This window comes from Paenibacillus sp. J22P165 (genome assembly GCF_059692015.1).
The window spans coordinates 60,900-78,956 of sequence record NZ_JCAUAP010000020.1; the positions used below are offsets into that span (position 1 = coordinate 60,900).

At 45.5% G+C, this 18,057-nt stretch carries 17 protein-coding genes, 1 pseudogene and 1 riboswitch; of the genes and pseudogenes, 11 read left to right on the forward strand and 7 right to left on the reverse strand.

Annotation, left to right across the window (positions count from 1 at the left end):
- The first annotated feature begins 1 nt into the window (after window position 1).
- Window positions 2-2,893 carry a golvesin C-terminal-like domain-containing protein gene (locus AC58QM_RS32650; protein WP_497288923.1) on the forward strand — a complete coding sequence of 964 codons (2,892 nt, stop codon included), beginning with the start codon at window positions 2-4 and terminating at the stop codon, window positions 2,891-2,893.
- A gap of 182 nt (window positions 2,894-3,075) precedes the next feature.
- Window positions 3,076-5,244: a Sip1-related alpha-galactosidase gene (locus tag AC58QM_RS32655; RefSeq protein ID WP_497288924.1), complete on the forward strand. Its 2,169-nt coding sequence runs from the start codon at window positions 3,076-3,078 to the stop codon at window positions 5,242-5,244.
- 68 nt (window positions 5,245-5,312) lie between these two features.
- On the opposite strand, the gene AC58QM_RS32660 is transcribed toward AC58QM_RS32655, so the two are convergent.
- Window positions 5,313-6,020, reverse strand: a complete 708-nt coding sequence (locus tag AC58QM_RS32660; protein WP_497288925.1) for a histidine phosphatase family protein — start codon at window positions 6,018-6,020, stop codon at window positions 5,313-5,315.
- Between the two features lie 177 nt (window positions 6,021-6,197).
- On the opposite strand from AC58QM_RS32660, the pseudogene AC58QM_RS32665 reads away from it, so the two are divergent.
- The 4 genes and pseudogenes from AC58QM_RS32665 to AC58QM_RS32680 form a co-directional block, all read left to right on the forward strand.
- Window positions 6,198-6,656, forward strand: a pseudogene (locus AC58QM_RS32665) (GNAT family N-acetyltransferase); the annotation flags it as partial.
- A gap of 60 nt (window positions 6,657-6,716) precedes the next feature.
- Window positions 6,717-7,427, forward strand: coding sequence for a class I SAM-dependent methyltransferase (locus AC58QM_RS32670; RefSeq protein WP_497288962.1), 711 nt, complete (start codon window positions 6,717-6,719; stop codon window positions 7,425-7,427).
- A gap of 47 nt (window positions 7,428-7,474) precedes the next feature.
- The gene (locus AC58QM_RS32675; RefSeq protein WP_497288926.1) at window positions 7,475-8,365 is read left to right on the forward strand and encodes an RNA polymerase sigma-70 factor; all 891 of its coding nucleotides are present in this window, start codon (window positions 7,475-7,477) and stop codon (window positions 8,363-8,365) included.
- 55 nt (window positions 8,366-8,420) lie between these two features.
- Window positions 8,421-8,864 carry a carboxymuconolactone decarboxylase family protein gene (locus tag AC58QM_RS32680; RefSeq protein ID WP_497288927.1) on the forward strand — a complete coding sequence of 148 codons (444 nt, stop codon included), beginning with the start codon at window positions 8,421-8,423 and terminating at the stop codon, window positions 8,862-8,864.
- 51 nt (window positions 8,865-8,915) lie between these two features.
- On the opposite strand, the gene tatA is transcribed toward AC58QM_RS32680, so the two are convergent.
- The 4 genes from tatA to AC58QM_RS32700 are packed head-to-tail and all read right to left on the reverse strand — an operon-like array spanning window position 8,916 to window position 12,457.
- Window positions 8,916-9,116, reverse strand: coding sequence for a twin-arginine translocase TatA/TatE family subunit (gene tatA, locus AC58QM_RS32685; protein ID WP_497288928.1), 201 nt, complete (start codon window positions 9,114-9,116; stop codon window positions 8,916-8,918).
- Window positions 9,117-9,145: 29 nt separating this feature from the next.
- Complete coding sequence (tatC, locus tag AC58QM_RS32690; RefSeq protein ID WP_497288929.1) at window positions 9,146-9,886, reverse strand: twin-arginine translocase subunit TatC; 741 nt, start codon at window positions 9,884-9,886, stop codon at window positions 9,146-9,148.
- Window positions 9,887-9,928: 42 nt separating this feature from the next.
- A complete protein-coding gene (locus AC58QM_RS32695) occupies window positions 9,929-11,650 on the reverse strand; it encodes a GMC family oxidoreductase (protein ID WP_497288930.1) in 1,722 nt (573 codons plus the stop codon).
- Window positions 11,651-11,683: 33 nt separating this feature from the next.
- Window positions 11,684-12,457 carry a gluconate 2-dehydrogenase subunit 3 family protein gene (locus AC58QM_RS32700; protein ID WP_497288931.1) on the reverse strand — a complete coding sequence of 258 codons (774 nt, stop codon included), beginning with the start codon at window positions 12,455-12,457 and terminating at the stop codon, window positions 11,684-11,686.
- Between the two features lie 178 nt (window positions 12,458-12,635).
- On the opposite strand from AC58QM_RS32700, the gene AC58QM_RS32705 reads away from it, so the two are divergent.
- On the forward strand, window positions 12,636-12,998 hold the full coding sequence (locus AC58QM_RS32705) for a c-type cytochrome (protein WP_310224137.1): 363 nt from the start codon (window positions 12,636-12,638) through the stop codon (window positions 12,996-12,998).
- A 159-nt stretch (window positions 12,999-13,157) separates the two neighbouring features.
- Window positions 13,158-13,766 carry a DUF2238 domain-containing protein gene (locus AC58QM_RS32710; RefSeq protein ID WP_497288932.1) on the forward strand — a complete coding sequence of 203 codons (609 nt, stop codon included), beginning with the start codon at window positions 13,158-13,160 and terminating at the stop codon, window positions 13,764-13,766.
- Between the two features lie 73 nt (window positions 13,767-13,839).
- On the opposite strand, the gene AC58QM_RS32715 is transcribed toward AC58QM_RS32710, so the two are convergent.
- Complete coding sequence (locus AC58QM_RS32715) at window positions 13,840-14,259, reverse strand: cupin domain-containing protein (RefSeq protein ID WP_310224139.1); 420 nt, start codon at window positions 14,257-14,259, stop codon at window positions 13,840-13,842.
- Between the two features lie 377 nt (window positions 14,260-14,636).
- Between AC58QM_RS32715 and AC58QM_RS32720 the strand changes: the two genes are divergently transcribed.
- Window positions 14,637-15,065: a hypothetical protein gene (locus tag AC58QM_RS32720; protein ID WP_497288933.1), complete on the forward strand. Its 429-nt coding sequence runs from the start codon at window positions 14,637-14,639 to the stop codon at window positions 15,063-15,065.
- 44 nt (window positions 15,066-15,109) lie between these two features.
- Window positions 15,110-16,102, forward strand: a complete 993-nt coding sequence (locus tag AC58QM_RS32725; RefSeq protein ID WP_497288934.1) for a glycerophosphodiester phosphodiesterase family protein — start codon at window positions 15,110-15,112, stop codon at window positions 16,100-16,102.
- Between the two features lie 84 nt (window positions 16,103-16,186).
- Here the strand turns inward: AC58QM_RS32725 and AC58QM_RS32730 are convergent, their stop codons facing one another.
- The gene (locus AC58QM_RS32730; RefSeq protein ID WP_497288935.1) at window positions 16,187-16,717 is read right to left on the reverse strand and encodes a DUF84 family protein; all 531 of its coding nucleotides are present in this window, start codon (window positions 16,715-16,717) and stop codon (window positions 16,187-16,189) included.
- A gap of 180 nt (window positions 16,718-16,897) precedes the next feature.
- On the opposite strand from AC58QM_RS32730, the gene AC58QM_RS32735 reads away from it, so the two are divergent.
- Entirely contained in the window at window positions 16,898-17,809 is a 912-nt protein-coding gene (locus AC58QM_RS32735; protein WP_497288936.1) for an SDR family oxidoreductase, read from the forward strand.
- Window positions 17,810-17,922: 113 nt separating this feature from the next.
- Window positions 17,923-18,055: riboswitch (cyclic di-AMP (ydaO/yuaA leader) on the forward strand.
- Window positions 18,056-18,057 lie beyond the last annotated feature (2 nt).

The window sequence follows — 18,057 nt, forward strand, 5'->3', positions numbered from 1 at the left end:
TATGAATGTAAAACGTCAATTTGTACAGATGATTTCCATCGCTATGGCTGCAATTATGCTATTAAGCGTATGGGGGACTGTCGGTCCTGTTAACCGTGCCTATGCTGACGGAGTTACCTACTATATTGATGCCGTAGGCGGAAGTGACAGTAATAACGGAACCAGTGAAGCGACAGCTTGGAAGAGCATAACCAAAGTAAATAATAAGACCAATTTTCAACCTGGTGATCATATCTTGTTCAAGTCTGGCGGTTCCTGGTCGGGCTCACTGAAGCTGAAAAGCTCAGGGGCAGAGGGCAATCCCATCGTTGTAGGTAAATATGGGGAGGGTCCCGCACCTGTCATTAATGCCAATGCCGCTTATGCAGCGATCGATCTGGAAAACATTCAATATATCACCCTGCAGGACTTGGAGTTAACGAATTTTAATCCAGCGGCACCAGATGATTACAAAACAGGTTTTTACAGAAGAAGCGGGATCTGGATTAAGTCATTTCACAATGGACCCATGAATGATATTACGATTCGTAATATGGATATCCATGATGTCACAGGGATGAATTTGACAGGTGAAGCCACGACCACGACTACCGATGGTAAGGATAAAGGGGTTAACAAAAATGCGAACGCCGGCATTCAAATCGAAGCTTGGGAATTCGAAACCGGTAAGCCCAAAGCATATATCGACGGTTTGACGCTTGAAAACAATTATATTCATGATCTGGCGGTCATAGGGGTTAATATTACAGCCTTCTCCAATGATGTCGCGTATTTTAACAAAAACGTCACGATTAGAGGCAACACGGTGTCCAATACAGGTGCAGACGGCATCATTGTAGGGGTTTCATCTAATCCATTGATTGAGCATAATATCAGCTTGGATGCAGGTGCTTATGCTCCCGGTATCAAATGGATTGCGGGCATCTGGGTTTGGAGAACCGATCGGGCGCTGGTGCAATTTAACGAAGTAGGTCGTACGCGTGCGGAAATCAAAGCTGATTCAGATTCCGCAGCATTTGATACGGATCTGGCAACGCGAGGCGACCATATTTTCCAATACAACTATACCCATGACAATGCAGGGGGTTTCTTTATGGATATGGGTCAGTTGAAAGGCGGTATTAACATCCTCCGCTACAACATCAGTCAGAACGATAAGCGTGACGGATGGCATAGCTATACGTTGAATATTAACGATCCGGGAATCTATTATAACAACGTCTTCTATAATGATCTCGGTATCGGATTCCAAATGAAAAATAATCCGAATGCCACGTTTATGAACAACGTTTTCTATGTAACAGGGCCAACGCCTATCACAGAAACGTATCCGACAGGGCCTAAATTCCTATCCAACGCTTTCTATGGTAAAGCCGCACCGACGCAAGGAAAGAATAACGTCGTAGGCGATCCAGGTTTTGTGGATCCAGGAAAAGGCGTAGATGGTTACAACACGGTGGATGGTTATAAGCTGAAGCCGGATTCACCGTTGATTGGAGCTGGTGCTGTGGTCGCGAACAACGGAGGAAGGGACTTCTGGAACAATCCGATTTATAGAGGATCACCGGATATCGGAGCGTTCGAAGATTCGTCTACCGCAATCAACGACACGATTGCTCCAGCCAAACCTACCACGGTAGCCGTCAAAGATTACCAAGACTCGACCGTAACTTTGACATGGGCAGCTTCTGAAAATGGCGTGGACCTGGATGCGGATATTTATAACGCAGCGAACAATCAACTGCTCACCTCTGTGATCGCCAGCAATGAAGCTACGGTCACTGGACTCACACCAGATACAGATTACAATCTCTATGTGGTGGCCAAAGACAGGAATTGGAATTCCTCCGAGCCGAGCGCAAGTATTTCCGTGAAAACACGGAAGTCCATTATTGTCGACGATACACAGGCCGTTAAAGTCGGCACTTGGACAGCTTCAACAGGAACCAATTCTTATAATAACAACTTTGTGAGGATTGCAGCAGGATCAGGAACAAACTCAGTCAAATGGACTCCGCAGGTTACAATCCCTGGTTTTTACGCCGTGTATTACTATCTGCCGGACGGTGGTTCATCGAGGGCGGGGAATGCGAAGTACACGGTCACCTCGGCAACAGGATCGAAAACCTATACAGCCGATCAAAGACCGGTAAGGGGAGGAACTTGGAATCAGCTCGGTATCCATAGTTTCAGTGCAGGTACTTCAGGCTACATTCAACTGAGCGATGCAGCAACTGGCGAGGTCGTAGCGGATGCGATTAAGCTCGTGTATCTGGAGGGCTTCGGCTTGGAGGATATCGCCCGCATTCAGCTGTTCACTTCGAAGCTGCAGCTGCGCTTAGAGGAATCCACGAAATTCTCTGTGACAGGCACAGATCGTGAGGGTCAAATGGTCGAGTTGCCAACGGATTCCACGGAGTTGTCCTATATCGTTGATGATCCGACAGTTGCTGTTGTTAACGGTGGATTCGTGAAAGGGATTTCCGAAGGCGTGACTCGTTTCCATGCCAAATTCAGCTATAACGGCAACATCATCGAAAGCAACTCGGTTGAGGTGATCGTCGGACCGAAGCAGTCTGTGGAGACACCACTGTTCACGGATGCCAGTGGTCAGGAAATAACCGCTCTGACGACCGGCACGATTACGGTATCATCGAGAATCATAAATTCAACCGATAAGCATTTGAATGCAACTCTGATTGTCTCCTTGCAAGCACCATCTGGCATTGTGGAAACCAAGACGCAAGAGGTTGTGTTGAACAAGTATGACAATACGACGTTAACGGTATCGATGACCATGTCAGAATCGGTGGAAGGATACACACTTAAAGCATTCATTTGGGATAATCTCACTGATATGACGGCATTAACTAATGTGGTCACTTTAGAATAAATATATGGTAATAAATGTAAATTTACTTAGCGCATGAGAAGTTTGTTATTCATGAAAAGGTGTTAACAAGGTTTGTATGGAATTAAATGGATAGTGCGCATACGCGAATGGCCAAGGTAGAGATTGATATCCTCTCTATCATGGCCATTCAATGCTAATAAACGATCAGGAAGTGGACAACGATGTTTACTTATAAGGATTCGACTTTACTTGTATCCGCGCTAAGCTTGGAAGAGAATTCGGGTCGGCCCGTGCTCAGCGGCTTCGGCGTAACCGTATCTTTGGACAACGAAGCGTCCAAGAGACTGGCGTATCAAGCCAGTGAGACAACGCATGGTGTTAACAAGCTTGGGGTGTACGAGGAACATACCTTGAAATTCGATGACGGCGGTAACGTCAATGTGTCATTTACTTTACGGTGTTACGATGATGTAGTTCTTGGATTTGTTAATGGACGTATCGCTACGAAGAATCCATTCGTGCGAAAAAAGTCCTTCTCAGCCAAAGCAAGTATCCGCATTACTGTGGATGAGATCGTGGGATTGACCAGTTTGATGGCGAATTATCAGCATAATGCCTGGTGGACACGACCTCACTTTGAATCTGATCTGACAAAACTTCCGGCTCAAACGATTTCGTTGCTTTGGCAGTCTGATGCAGCTTACTATCGATTACTGCCTGTTTGTGGACCTGTCTGCCGAACCGATCTTCAAGGAGGCGGAGGTGCTCATGATCAAGGTTTATCCGTGATTTTGTCTTCTTATCAAGGAGGCTTACAGCATCAAGAGACGCTGGCGTTCGTACTGGGAGTTGGCAAGGAGCCGTACACGTTGGCAGATCGAACAACGGAAGCTGCACTGATGGAATTGGACTATCCAGTCCTCCCGCGTGAGCACAAAACGTATCCTGAAGTGCTAGATTATTTGGGCTGGTGCAGTTGGGATGCTTTTTACCAAAAGGTTGATGAGCAAGGGGTATTGGCAAAAGCTGAGGAGTTTAACCGTGTTGGTCTGCCTGTGCGTTGGATGATGATTGATGATGGCTGGTCTACCGAAGCGGGTGGCAAGCTGCAGGCCTTTGACGCGAATCCAGATAAATTTCCAGAGGGTCTCGCGGCTACGGTAGCTCAGCTTAAAGAAAAGCATGGTGTGAAATGGGTCGGCGTCTGGCATACTATCGTTGGGTATTGGGGCGGCATCGATGCGGACAGTACCCTTGCCAAATCACTTGGGAATTATCTATACAAGACAGCAGATGGAAGTCTTATTCCTTATCCTGACCCAGCCTTGGGCTTCGGTTTCTGGCATGCTTGGCACGGGTATCTTCGCCGACAAGGCATTGATTTCGTTAAGGTGGACAGTCAAGCGGCAATCAACAACTTCCTGCAATTTGAACGTTCTGTCGGCGCTTCCGCTTCGGCAGCACATCAAGCCATCGAAGCTTCGGTTGCGCTGCATTTCAATCGTACGATGATTAACTGCATGGGCATGGCAGCAGAAAACATTTGGCATCGTCCAACATCTGCGGTGTCGCGCAATAGTGATGACTTCATGCCGAAGAGCCCGAATGGATTTCGGGAGCATGCGATACAAAATGCCTACAATTCCTATTATCATGGTTCCTTCTATTGGGGGGATTGGGATATGTTCTGGACCATCAATCATGACGATCATCAGAATGCCGTGCTTCGAGCCATAAACGGCGGGCCTGTCTATATCAGTGATCCACTCGGTCAAACCGATCCGACAAAGCTTTTGCCGTTAATCTATAGCGATGGCAAGCTGATTCGGTGTGGACGAACTGCTGTTCCTACTCTAGACTGTTTGACCAAAGATCCGATACGAGAGCCTATCCCGCTTAAACTGTGGAATTATGCAGGAGAAGCTGGAATCGTTGCAGCCTTTCATATTGGGGAAGAAGGTATTGAGCAAGAAGGAACGATTTCCACGATGGATATACCCACGCTTGCAGATAAACGCGTCATTCTCTTTGAACATTTCTCTCAAGAAGTAAAAGTATTGGAACCAGGAGAGTGTTTCGCGTTTGCGCTTCAGCCAGAAGCTTGTAAGTTATTCCTACTTGTTGAGATGAAGAGCGAGGTTACGGCAATAGGCTTACTTAATAAATATGCCTCCTCACATGCGATCCTGAAGCAGTGGCGGAAGCAAGGAAGTGAGCTGATTCGACTGCGAGAAGGCGGAAGATTTGCTTTTCATTCGGAGGTTGTTCCATCGCACGTCTTGGCCAATGGGCAGGAGCAACAGGTAAGCGCATTAGGGAATAACGTATTCGAGATTGCGTGCGGTCATATCCTGGAGGAGCTAGACATTGAAATTGTTTGGCATCGATAATGGTGGGGGAAGAGGCTATTCTACAAGTAGCGTTACATCTACTTGCAGAATAGCCTCTTCCTTTTTTATTAATCAATGTTGTCTGCCAGCAACCCTGCACGGCTGAGGGGGAGATTAGCTTGATAGAGATGTCCAACATCGCCTACGCCATAGCATCGGGGAGCAGCCCAGCCATGTGCACGTTCCTCCATGACAATCGTCGTTACCGAACTTGGTGCAATCCAGAAGCCTGCCCAGACCATCGGCAAAGGAAGCTCAAGAAGATGAGACAACCAAGCTAAGCCGAAGCCGAGATGGCAGAACACAGCAATGGTGTCTCTGTTAGATGCCTTAATCCGATAGCGGCCACCTTCACGTTGATAGCCATTTTCTTCAAAGAATCGATCAGAATTGCGGCGAATCTCTTCATATTTGTCATGAAAATCAGGCATATTGAATGGTGGCAGTTGATGCCAATTCTCACTGGAGGGATAGGGGTGATGCTGACGAATCCATGAGTTATCCACATTCCAGGCAACTTCGGTTTTTCCATTTGGATGCACGAAGTTCCAGCCCTCAAGTTCTGCAGTCCATGGCAATAAGGTCGGTTGAATGCCCATCGCATCCGCGGTGTACTGCATCGTATGTATAGCCCTGCCTAGCGGGGAGTGGTAGATCCGATCGATCTTTGTTCCACGTAGACGTTCTGCTAACGCTTGGGCTTCAAGGTGTCCAGGCGGTGTGATGGTATTATTGGGGTAGTCCGGTTCAGCATGTCGAATGATATAAATTTTCATAACGGCCTCCGCATTCATCGTATGTTCACATTTAGTATAGGCGCCTAGCATTCGTATCGCAATAGATTCCAAAAACTCACGATCACGCAAAAACAAGCTTTCTTTTTATCAGAAAAAAAGAATCGAAGGTGCGAATGTCGAAGTAGCATAAAGCTAGAAGTGGAAAGAAGGTATCCTATGCTAATCTACCAAACCGACGCATTGACCGTACGAAAACTGGTGTCCAGTGACAAAGAGCTGCTCGTAGCTTGGTTGAATAATCCCTTGGTTCTCACTTATTATGAAGGGCGAGATCGCCCCCATGACATGGAGAGGGTAGAGGAGCATTTCTATAAGGAAGACTCAGCGACTAGATGCCTTATTGAATACCATAAGAAGCCGATCGGATATATTCAATTTTACGAAATTGATGAAGAGGAACGCCTTGAATACGGGTACGATGATCGGGCGGAGACCATTTATGGAACGGATCAATTTATAGGTGAAACGGATTATTGGAATCAAGGAATTGGGAAGCTGCTTGTGACATCCATGGTGGCATACTTAATAGGTGAACTCGGGGCAGATCGTGTCGTGATGGATCCACAGCAATGGAATGTGCGAGCAATCACATGTTATGAGCGTTGTGGATTTAAGAAAGTAAAGGAACTACTTGCACATGAGCTGCATGAGGGTGAACTGCGAGATTGTTGGTTGATTGAATACTCACGGATTACGAAGATTAGGGAAGAAGAAAGAAAATACCATGAGGCATGCTATGAAAATTATAAGTTATTTGAAGAGGGAACCTGGTTATCAAAGCCTGTGAGAACGGTCATGCAAACTTTATCCCATTTCGACGATTATGAGAAGGTTACTGTACTGGATCTGGGTAGTGGTGTTGGGCGAAACAGCATCCCCATGGCGGAAGCGTTGAAACATAGAGGGGGGAAAGTGGTTTGTGTGGACATTCTGCAATCCGCGCTTTCCAAGTTGGTAGCTTACAGTGAACAATTCGGTGTTAGTGAGAAAATCGATACCCATCTCTCTGACATTGGTGACTATGACATTGCCGCGAATACCTTCGATTATATCGTTGCTGTATCGTCACTGGAACATGTGGATTCGGAGCAAACATTCAAACGTGTTCTGGATCAAATGGCGAGGGGGACGAAGGATAAGGGTATTCATTGTTTGATTCTGAATTCACAGCTGCAAGAAATAGATAAGTTAACTGGAGAAGAACTAACACCTCTTATCGAGCTTAATCTTACAACAGAACACTTACAAAACATCATCTCTAATCAGTATGATGATTGGGAAGTTTTATTAACGACATTAAATCATTTAGCATTTGACATCGAGCGTAATGGCAGACCCATCCAGTTGAAGACAGCTTGCCTCACTTTTGTCGCGAGAAAACAATAGCTTTATGGGGATTAGTGTTACACGAAACACGGAAAGGAGCAGCTCGGATGGAACTGGAGACGTTGTACATTACCTATAAACGGCTATTATTCTCTGTCGCTTACCGGATGTTAGGCACGGTTTCCGATGCGGAAGATATGCTGCAAGATATATTTATCACATTGCAACATACAGACATGCAACATATAACAAATGTGAAATCGTATTTGGTCAAAATGGTAACGAATCGTTGCTTGAACTACTTGAACTCCGCTAGTAAGCAAAGGGAAACCTACATGGGCCCATGGCTTCCTGAGCCTCATATGAACACATCCCGCGATGATCCGATGGGCAGTCTTGTTCAAGATGAAACGATTTCATATGCGTTTCTAGTCTTGTTGCAACAATTAACCGCGGTAGAACGAGCTGTATTCGTACTGAGAGAAGTACTCGGCTATGAGTATGAAGAAGTGGCCGACATGCTTCAGAAATCGGAAGCGAACTGTCGCAAAATTTATAGTCGCGCTAAGAGTAAAATCAATGAAGCAACTGAGCAGAATGAGATTGCTTTAGGTGAGACCGATCCGTTGGTGAAGAAGTTCCTTCACGCGGTGGATACGGGGGATTTTCAAGATTTTGTCTCCCTGTTAATGGAAGATGCTGTGATGATCTCAGATGGTGGCGGGAAAGTGCGGGCTGCCATTCATCCGATCTATGGGAAACAGCGAATTGCCGCGTTCTTCGAAGGGATTTGGACGAAGGGTTCATTGGAGGGACAATGGATATCTACAACCTTCAATGGTCAATCCGGAGTTGCGCTTATTCAGGAGCAAATTTTGACGATGGTCATCTTGTTTGAACTCGCAAAGAATAAGGATCAATCACGCCAAATGTTCCTAATTAAGAATCCAGATAAATTACTTCAAATAAATATGCGGCGAAATGTCACAAAACCATAAACTCATTTGTCCTATAGACGCAAACCCAAATACAGCGTTGTGGAGGAGAATTTAAATGGAAGTTAGATTACAACACGGTAAAGTAAACCCTGCTGCTTACCAAACGATGATGAAGTTAGAAGGTTTTGTGAAAGAAAGCGGATTAGATCTAACGCTGTATGAGTTTATTAAAATTAGAGCATCACAAATGAATGGCTGTGCATTTTGTTTAGATATGCATACGCGTGATCTTCGCAAAATGGGGGAGACAGAGCAGCGTATCTACTTATTGAGTGCATGGCGTGAAGCGCCATTTTATACGGAGAAAGAAAGAGTGGTCTTGGAATTAACGGAAGCCGTAACCTCCATTGCTGCTTCAGGTGTGTCAGATGACTTGTACGATCGCGTACGTAAGCATTTTGATGAGGGTGAATATGTCACGTTAATTATGGCGATCAACACGATCAATGCTTGGAATCGTATTGCGATCTCAACGGGTATGTTCCCTGGATGTATGTAAAATAAGTAAAAAGGAGCTCTTTCACCAAGTGAAAGGCTCCTTTTTTGGTCATTATAGAGGCGGCTTCTTGCCCTCATTCTCAATCAAGTGGTCACGTTCGCCATCTTCCATGATATTACGTGTCGAGTTACGGAATTCACGTAAGGTATCGCCAAAAGCGCGTCCTAGCTGTGGCAGTTTGGAAGGGCCGAAAACGATTAAAGCGATAGCCAGAATCAAGATTAATCCTGAAACGCCAATATTGTTGAACATGGTGTTCATCCTCTTTTCCTATTTTCATATCATTCTTCGATTAGATTTAGTTTCGCAACACGCTGCATGGCTCGCCATTGCCAGCTGGACACCAAAACACTGATTTCAAACAATAGTATCAATGGAATTGTAACGGACAAGTGTGAAATCATATCAGGTGGCGAAATGCAGGAGCCAGTGACGGTTAGCGCGATATAGGCATATTTCCTGGACTTTTTCAAAATTTGTGGCGTTAGCAGTCCGATCTTTGTTAAGAAAAGGAGAACAACGGGCAGCTCGAAGGCGATAGCCATCGGTATCACAATTTGAAAGAGGAAAGCGAAATAGCGATCTATACCATAGGTTTCGACGGCACCAATCGATTGATTCATCCGAATCATGAAACGCATCATCATCGGGAAAACGACCCAATAGCTGAACGACACCCCAATGATAAACAAGGCAAAGGCGACGGGGATATAGGGAAGTGCGCTCCTAGATTCACTCTCCGTCAGGCCTGGCTTCACGAAAGCCCATGCTTGGTAGAGAATCACGGGGATTGTGAATAAACCAGCGAACAGAAACGCACATTTCATATAAATCATCAGCCCGTCTGTAAAAGCAAACACATTCCACTTGATTTCACCGATTAATGGCTGTGTTTTCAAGTACAAAAGAATATCGGAAGAGAGGTATAAACCGACACTTAGTGTGACGATGAACCAGGCTAAGACGATGAGCAATCGCTTGCGAACTTCCGTCAAATGTAAGATCCAATCTTCTTGCTCCATGCCATTCTACCTCCTTCATGAATCGTAAAGACCCTCATGATCTCAAACGACACTTCCGCCTTGTTTCAAATATTTAGCAATGCCTTCAACGGCGCGGTATGCCAAGGCTCCAACCGTTCCTGTTGGATTGTAACCACTGTTGTGAGCAAAAGCGGATGCACCTACCACAAATACATTCTCTGCATCCCACATTTGTAAATACGAGTTAACCGCTGAAGTTGAAGGGTCTGCCCCCATAATGACTCCACCTGTGTTGTGGGTCGATTGATAGGGAACGATATTGTAAGGCGCAAGCTGATCCGAGGAACCAATGGTCGTTGGGTTCATCTCTTTCATGATTTCTGATGCTTTACCAGCTACGAATTTGATCATTTGTCGATCCTGCTCTTCAAAATCGAAAGTGATGCGTGGAAGCGGGAGTCCGTAAGCATCTTTGTAGGTTGGATCCAAATCCACATAATGATGCTTCCAAGGTAAGCTGCTGCCCTGTGGAGAGACGGACAAGACACTGTTCGCGTATTTCAGCGACTTTTGTTTAAAATCTTGCCCCCAAGCCGCTGTGCCTTTGGGAACTGAGTTTGTTGCAATGGGTCGCTGGCCAGTTTGGGAGATCCGAATACCTGCGCCGTGGATGAAATTCAAATTCGTATGGTCGAAATTATCGCCATTGAAATCAGGAATCTCCATGCCCAGGGAGCCGGCACCTGCATATAAATTGAACTGTTTTTCATCGAAGAAGCCTGTGGCACTTCCGCCGTTTGTTTGGTAACAGTAATTTTTACCGATTACACCTTTACCTGTCGCTGGATCGTAAGGTTTGCCTAATTTGGATGTGAGCAGCAGCTTAATGTTATTGAATACATAGCTTGCCATGATGACAACATCTGCAGGCTGCTCGAATTGTTCGCCGGTAACCGTGTTCACATAAACAACGCCGCTGGCTTTTTTGCCGTCATTTAACACTTGTGTCACGTTGGAGTAAGAACGTAATTCGAAATTGCCAGATTTCTGCGCAATGGGGAGAGCAGTCACAATCACATCGGCTTTTGCCCCGTATTCACAACCAAATCGCTCGCAATAGCCACAGTATTGGCAGGCTGCACGCGTGATACCATCCGGGTTCGTATACTGCTCTGACAAGTTGGCCGAAGGCATCATATACGGGTGATACCCGAGCTTTTTGGTCGCGTCCTCGAACAATTTCAGGACAGGTGTTTTCACCATTGGTTTGGTAGGAAAAGGAGCGGAACGTTTGCCCACCATTGGATTCTGTTCAGCGTCACCAGAAATACCAGCTAATTTCTCGAACTTGTCAAAGTAGGGTTCTAACGTGTCATACGTGATGCCCCAATCTTGAATCGTCATGCCTTCCGGGATCTTTTGCTTGCCGTAGCGTTCTACGGTTTTGCTATAAATCTCGAAGTCATAGGGGAGAAAACGATAAGTTTGTCCATTCCAGTGAACACTCGCCCCGCCAAGACCTTCCCCGAGTAGGAAAGAACCATACTCCCGCATGGGCACAGCAGCCATTTTCTCGGTGTTGCGGAATGTCACCGTTTCTTTGGACAAATCTTGCATGAGATCATAGCGTGAGGCGTACCTCAGCTCATCATGGACCATGTAGTAATCAGCGGTATTGCGCGGCTTTCCACGCTCCAAGCCAACAACCTTCACACCTTGCTTCGTTAATTCAGCAGCAATAATTCCCCCGACCCATCCCATACCGACAATGACAACGGGGACTTTCGGCATTTTAGTAGCCATCCATGTATTCCTTCCTTCGTGAGAATTGTCCCTCTAGTGAACAAAATGATCGTGCAAACTGCGGGGCTCCATAACGACGAATTGATCTTTATCGATCATGTTCGTATAACTCATTTGGTTGCCTGGATATTTACGCATTTTCCAACCAGCCATATTTTTATTCCCGCCATACAGCGGATCAGAGTAGACACCTTCCATAACGAGGATGCGAAATAAGTTGAAAAAGGTTTTACCCGTGATGCCGTTTACGACGCTGATCTCACCTTTTTCCATGGCGGTTAGTAACGCGTCCTGTTCTTCGGGTTTAATATCAACGAAGCCTTTCGTATGTTTGGTTTTAGCGGCTTCTTCAAGACTATTCAGACCCATCGTGACAAGCTCATGACGCTGAATACTGAGGTAATCACCTTGCGTGGCTTCACCCTTGACGAATGGTCCCATCCGATAGGTACGCGCATTTACGCCCCAAGGACTGGCTAACTGATGATCGATATAGAACGCAACACCTAACTCTGCTGCTCCTGGGCCATTGGCGTCCTTGGGAAAGATCCGTTCCGCGGCGGCTTCGGCGATTTGCAGTTGAGATTGATTGAAGAACATGGGTGCCTGATTATAATCAGCGGTGACTTGCGGGTTAGGACTTGCGGATGGCGATGGAGAGGTTTCGGGTGTATCTTTCTTAAAACCTCCTGACACTGCGCTTCCAATGACGCCACCGACGACTACGCCACCAATGGCAGTACCGGTATACTTGAGAAAACGGCGACGAGAATGATCAGGTGTATGTTGCGAGTTTTTGTCAGCCAATTTGTCATTCCTCCATGGAATTTTATGTACATCTGGTTAGTTATGGATATGTTGAGCTTGAAAGGCATTTCCTATTCATCATTTGCATGAAAATATGGAAATGGGGGCAATGTAGTGGTAGGTATCCGATTTCAAAATACGGCATGTGAACCTAAGAAATGTGAGGAGAAGCATACGCATGAACAGAAAGATCGTAGTACTCACCCTCTTGCTGGCTGGAGCATTATCTGCTTGTGGTAAGAGTGAAACGACACCTAGTCCTACTGCAGGGACAACCACTTCGCCAACAGCATCCGCAAGTACTGGAACAACAACTAAAGCTGATGCACAGACGGTTTTCAAGGCCAATTGTGTCAGCTGTCATGGCGCTAATTTGGAAGGCTTAGTCGGACCGAATCTTCAAAAGGTAGGCAGCAAACACTCCAAAGATCAACTTACCGCGCTCATTACCAACGGCAAGGGTGCAATGCCTGCTTTTAAAGGAAAGCTTTCCGATGATGAAATCAGTTCATTGTCCACATGGCTTGCAGACAAAAAATAGTCCGGCATAAACCCGCCCCTCGCTGTAAAGCGGCAGGCGGGATTTTTGTTTTGCAGCTTGGACGACATTCATTTCGTTCAATAATAGGCATAGGATAATGAAGTGCTTTGAAAATTGACCAGTTAAGGTGCTTCCTTTTTATCAGGATGGAATAGGGAGATGAAGCAGATGAAGGGTAAGGATCGGTGGAATGATCTCATTGAATTAGGGATGTATGTACTGGCGGGATGCTGTTTTGTTTATTTTCTGGTACGAGGTAATGGGGCCAAAATGTTCCAAGCGGTCCTTATTGTGGCTGTTCTTCAGCTTATTCGACTCCTTGTCAAATGGACGAAAACAACCATGTTTACTTCGTTGCGCTTCTGTGTACTGCTCTTTATATTCGTCACGATGTTCATAGCCAACGAATTTGGGTTTTATGGCGTCATTCCTTATTTGGATAAAATGGAGCATCTCTTCTCGGGCGTCATTCTCTGCTTCATCGGGTTACTCATCTATAGCAAAGCAGCCGATCACCAAGAGGGAACTGAACCACCTTCATCAAAGGTCGCCGTATGGCTTTGCTTTTTCTTCTCTGTGGCGATGGCGGGAGTTTGGGAAATCTATGAGTTTACGACAGATCACTTGTTTGGTCTCAACTCACAAAATGGCAGCTTGCTCGATACCATGACTGACATCATTTGCGGAACAGCGGGTGCCATCCTGACGGCTTGTTATTTGGCCATGAAGGCCAAAAGAAAGACGCTTCCATTGGTTGATGTAAGGTGAAAGACAAAGGGGAAAGCGAAGAAACGAAAAGAAAAGCAAAGAGTCCATCGTGGATTCTCTGCTTTTCTTTTTGTTAAGTCTTTTTAGAATCCCACAGTGCATCAAGCTCAGGCAGCAGAAGAACGCTTTCTTGCTCATTGGGATCCGTGCGGGCAAGTACACAAGTACAAATATCCGTCGTACTTGGATTATAGGGGAGATGGGGCATGCCAGCTGGAATATAGAGGAAGTCACCTTGTTCTAGTTCCATGTGTTGTTCCAAGTTCTCGCCGTACCACATACAGGACTTCCCTTCCATCATATAAATGGTGGTTTCATGATTCTGATGCAGATGAGCTTTCGCTCGTTGACCGGGCAGAATGGTTAGCAGCATCATACAAATTCCTTGCGAATCAGCACTTTCCTTGGAAATCGCTTCATGATAATCGAATCCTTGTTTTCCGTGATAGGTCCGAGATGAACGGATAAGTCGACATGTACGCTTATTGTCCATGTAACAGCACCTCCTAGAATTATCCTATGCGGATCTACATATTTTAACTGCGGATGACCCATCTTACTAAGTAAGGAAAGTTTGGGGTATATGTTACAGAGGAGGAACTGATTTGAATATATTTCATTTGAGCTATATCGTTCTGTTTAGCGCATTGCTCGCTGTCGGAACGATCGGAGTAGCGTGGTTCGTATTTCATAAGCGGAAACGAAAAGCTCGTTAAATTTCGTTCTCATTCGTAAGAAGGAAGAGCATCCTGTGGATGTTCTTTTTTTGCGTTCATTTAACAAGGGGAATGCTGTATCTTTCACGAATACAATGTAGAGAGTTCCGTTTAACAGACGTCCTGATTAATAAAGGCATGGGAGGATTGCGTAATGAAGCTCTACGAAAGATCAATGAAATTACAACTTGTTACCGTCAGTATGATGACCTTCTTATCTCTTGTACAAATCATTATTAATATTGCTGCTAAAAGTCCTGTTATTTTTGTTTCCCTTTTCAGTTTATGTCTGGGTGTGTTTCTTATCCTTGTGGTTATTATTAGTATCGACTTGGTGCAAAATGACGCGGAGAAAATGATTGCCAAAGTTGAGTTCATAGAAGAATATCGTATACATATTCGGAAACCGAATGGAAAATTAATGAAAGTGCGTGTAAAGCCTACAGAATACGAACAATTCTATGTAGAACAAACTGTCGAACTATTAACTGCAAAACGTACACATGCGCTGCTTACGATCCATAGTCTGACTGCTCCGAGAGAAAACGTGGATCAACCTTTACCGAATCTAGAAAAGCTATAAAGAGTGAACACGCTCATCTCTGCATCGAACATAATGGAGGACCAATGAACCGATTGCGAAAACTTTTTAAAAGTAAAATAGTATGGACGATCCTCGTTCTCCTTGTGTTCATTTACGTGAACAACACATCACTCCTTGCTAAAGAACGGACTGGGGAGCCGTTTCTCATGGCGCATCGTGGTCTATCACAAACCTTCCATACAGAGAATCTGAAGAACGATACCTGCACTGCTGAACGCATTTTTGAACCAGAGCATCCCTATCTGGAGAATACCCTGCCATCGATGCAAGCTGCTTTTGAAGCTGGAGCCGATGAGGTAGAATTTGATATCCATATGACCAAAGATGAGCAATTCGCCGTATTCCATGATTGGACACTTGACTGTCGAACGAATGTAAAAGGGCAGTCCAAAGACTACACAATGGCTGAGCTGAAAAAGGTGGATATTGGCTACGGCTATACGGCCGATCATGGGAAATCATTTCCTTTTCGCGGCAAAGGTGTTGGATTAATGCCTTCTCTTGGCGAAGTATTCTCGCAATTCCCAGACAACATGTTCCTCATTCATATAAAAACGGATGATCCTCATGAAGGCGATGTTTTAGTTAACATCTTGTCAAAGCTTACACCAGACCGGAGAGCACAATTGACGATTTATGGTGGGAATTTGCCAATAGCTATCGTGAAGGAAAAACTGCCAGACATGCGTGTTATCTCTGTTGATACGATGAAAAGCTGTTTACTCCCTTATCTTGCCTATGGCTGGACAGGCATTACGCCTGCGGCTTGCGAACATATACAGATCCATATTCCTGAGAAGCTGGCTCCGCTATTATGGGGATGGCCAGACAAATTTCTAAATCGTATGGATAAAGTGGATACGCGCATTCTCGTTGTTGGAGGCAATGGGACGGAGTTTTCAACAGGATTTGATACGCCAGCTGATTTGGAGCGGCTTCCAGCTTCGTATACAGGGGGGATTTGGACGAATCGGATCGATCGAATTGCGCCGTTGTATAAGGAGAAAAAGCTGTAAAAGTGTTTACAAGGGTACCTCGAGTAGATAATTCTACTTCTGAGGTGCCCTTGTTGATTAAAAGAAGGCTTTTTCAGCCTATTTTTACTTGTAAAATGGGGATTGAAACGGCGTCAGCGCTGCAATGACGGCATCGCGGAAAACGTCACTCCGCGTAATACGCCCTTCGGTAAATAAACCATAAGCACCATCTTTGTGATTACTTCCGACGGTGCTGCTCAATTCATCGATAATGTGGCGCAGCTCACTCCCGCCTTCTTGTAATTTCTCCCCAATGGGATTGGGAATGGGGAAGTATAAACCTTTGCCGACGAAAAGTTGCTTACCATCCCAAGCGGCACAAACAGAGAAGAGATACCACTGTTTCGTATGCGTCTCATCATAGGTAAGTCCACCTTCTAGACCAAGACCTATGTTTGCTTGTGGTTCAGCTGCAAGCACATTTTTCGCACGATTAATGGCACCGATAATGGTTTCGTTTTCGGAAAGAGGCTGGTCGGCTACCCCGGAAGGGACCGCATGGCAGATAGGTTCTACCCCAGAAGCTAGCACAACGGCAGCTCTTTTCGCTTGGTTTTGTGTGCCCAAAGCAATAATTAATTGTTTAGCTAACATTGCAAACCACTCCTAGTCATCCAATTGCGAATGAAGTTTATCATTTGTGGATTAGTATATCATGTTTTGATTAACAGGTTGAGTTGGGAGTGGGTTGGCGATGGAGAAAGTATGGTATAACAGTATGAGGACAAATTGGAACTAATCGTGACTAAAATAAATGAGAGGAGTATTTGAATCATGAAAAATTTACAGGGGAAAGTTGCCTTAGTGGCAGGAGCCACACGCGGAGCAGGAAGAGGAATAGCAATTGAATTAGGAGCTGCAGGAGCGACTGTCTATGTGACGGGCCGCACGACACGCGCACAACGGTCTGAATACAATCGACCTGAAACCATTGAAGAAACAGCTGAATTAGTTAATGATGCAGGTGGTGTAGGGATAGCAGTTCAAGTGGATCATCTAGATCGGGATCAAGTTCAGGCGCTTATTGCCCGCATCGAGAGCGAACAGGGGCGATTAGACATACTGGTCAACGATGTGTGGGGGTCTGAATACTTGACGGAGTGGAATGTACCTGTGTGGGAGCATTCATTGGATAAAGGATTTCGTATGCTTCGGCTAGCGATTGATACGCACATCATTACGAGCCATTTTGCACTTGCCTTGCTAGTTCGCAACAAGAATGGACTTGTAATTGAAATAACGGACGGTACAGCAGAGTATAACGATACCAACTATCGTTTATCGCTTTTCTATGATCTAGCCAAATCCTCTGTCATTCGCATGGCGAAGGCATTGTCTCATGAGCTCTCACCCCATGGATGCACGGCTATTGCGGTGACCCCAGGTTGGATGCGTTCGGAAATTATGTTGGAGCACTTCGAGGTTAGGGAAGAAAATTGGCGTGACGCGACAGAAAAGGAACCACATTTCATCATCTCGGAATCGCCGCGCTTTGTAGGACGTGCGATTGCCGCACTAGCTGGAGATCCAGAAGTTGCTCGATGGAATGGTCACTCGATGTCAAGCGGCAGTATTTCACAAGTGTATGGATTTAAAGATGTGGACGGCTCACAGCCAGATTGCTGGCGCTACCTTGTTGAGGTGCAGGAAGCAGGTAAGCCTGCTAATGCTGAGGGGTATCGCTAAAAGTTTGTACCGTTTTGCACGAATTTTATACATAAATCTCCCAATTGGAAAATTTTGAGTCATGTGAACTCTATTTTCACGTGATACAATCGTTAAGATCCATTTTGGATCCAAAACTTAGAAGGCCGAAGCTTTTTTGAAGCACGGGGGATCCAATCTTTGGGGTGAAGCCGCGATCCGCGGCCGGGTGATTACTCTTTGATCCGAATCCGACAGCTAACCTCGCAGGCCGCAAAAAGGAGAGGTTT

What these genes read in the sequence shown, in the direction of transcription:
- AC58QM_RS32675 (WP_497288926.1), top strand. Translation starts at nt 7,475, where the DNA reads ATGGAACTGGAGACGTTGTACATTACCTATAAACGGCTATTATTCTCT.
- AC58QM_RS32660 (WP_497288925.1), bottom strand. Translation starts at nt 6,020, where the DNA reads ATGAAAATTTATATCATTCGACATGCTGAACCGGACTACCCCAATAAT.
- AC58QM_RS32735 (WP_497288936.1), top strand. Translation starts at nt 16,898, where the DNA reads ATGAAAAATTTACAGGGGAAAGTTGCCTTAGTGGCAGGAGCCACACGC.
- AC58QM_RS32730 (WP_497288935.1), bottom strand. Translation starts at nt 16,717, where the DNA reads ATGTTAGCTAAACAATTAATTATTGCTTTGGGCACACAAAACCAAGCG.
- tatA (WP_497288928.1), bottom strand. Translation starts at nt 9,116, where the DNA reads ATGTTCAACAATATTGGCGTTTCAGGATTAATCTTGATTCTGGCTATC.
- AC58QM_RS32725 (WP_497288934.1), top strand. Translation starts at nt 15,110, where the DNA reads ATGAACCGATTGCGAAAACTTTTTAAAAGTAAAATAGTATGGACGATC.
- AC58QM_RS32715 (WP_310224139.1), bottom strand. Translation starts at nt 14,259, where the DNA reads ATGGACAATAAGCGTACATGTCGACTTATCCGTTCATCTCGGACCTAT.
- AC58QM_RS32710 (WP_497288932.1), top strand. Translation starts at nt 13,158, where the DNA reads ATGAAGCAGATGAAGGGTAAGGATCGGTGGAATGATCTCATTGAATTA.
- AC58QM_RS32720 (WP_497288933.1), top strand. Translation starts at nt 14,637, where the DNA reads ATGAAGCTCTACGAAAGATCAATGAAATTACAACTTGTTACCGTCAGT.
- AC58QM_RS32680 (WP_497288927.1), top strand. Translation starts at nt 8,421, where the DNA reads ATGGAAGTTAGATTACAACACGGTAAAGTAAACCCTGCTGCTTACCAA.
- AC58QM_RS32695 (WP_497288930.1), bottom strand. Translation starts at nt 11,650, where the DNA reads ATGGCTACTAAAATGCCGAAAGTCCCCGTTGTCATTGTCGGTATGGGA.
- AC58QM_RS32650 (WP_497288923.1), top strand. Translation starts at nt 2, where the DNA reads ATGAATGTAAAACGTCAATTTGTACAGATGATTTCCATCGCTATGGCT.
- AC58QM_RS32705 (WP_310224137.1), top strand. Translation starts at nt 12,636, where the DNA reads ATGAACAGAAAGATCGTAGTACTCACCCTCTTGCTGGCTGGAGCATTA.
- AC58QM_RS32655 (WP_497288924.1), top strand. Translation starts at nt 3,076, where the DNA reads ATGTTTACTTATAAGGATTCGACTTTACTTGTATCCGCGCTAAGCTTG.
- tatC (WP_497288929.1), bottom strand. Translation starts at nt 9,886, where the DNA reads ATGGAGCAAGAAGATTGGATCTTACATTTGACGGAAGTTCGCAAGCGA.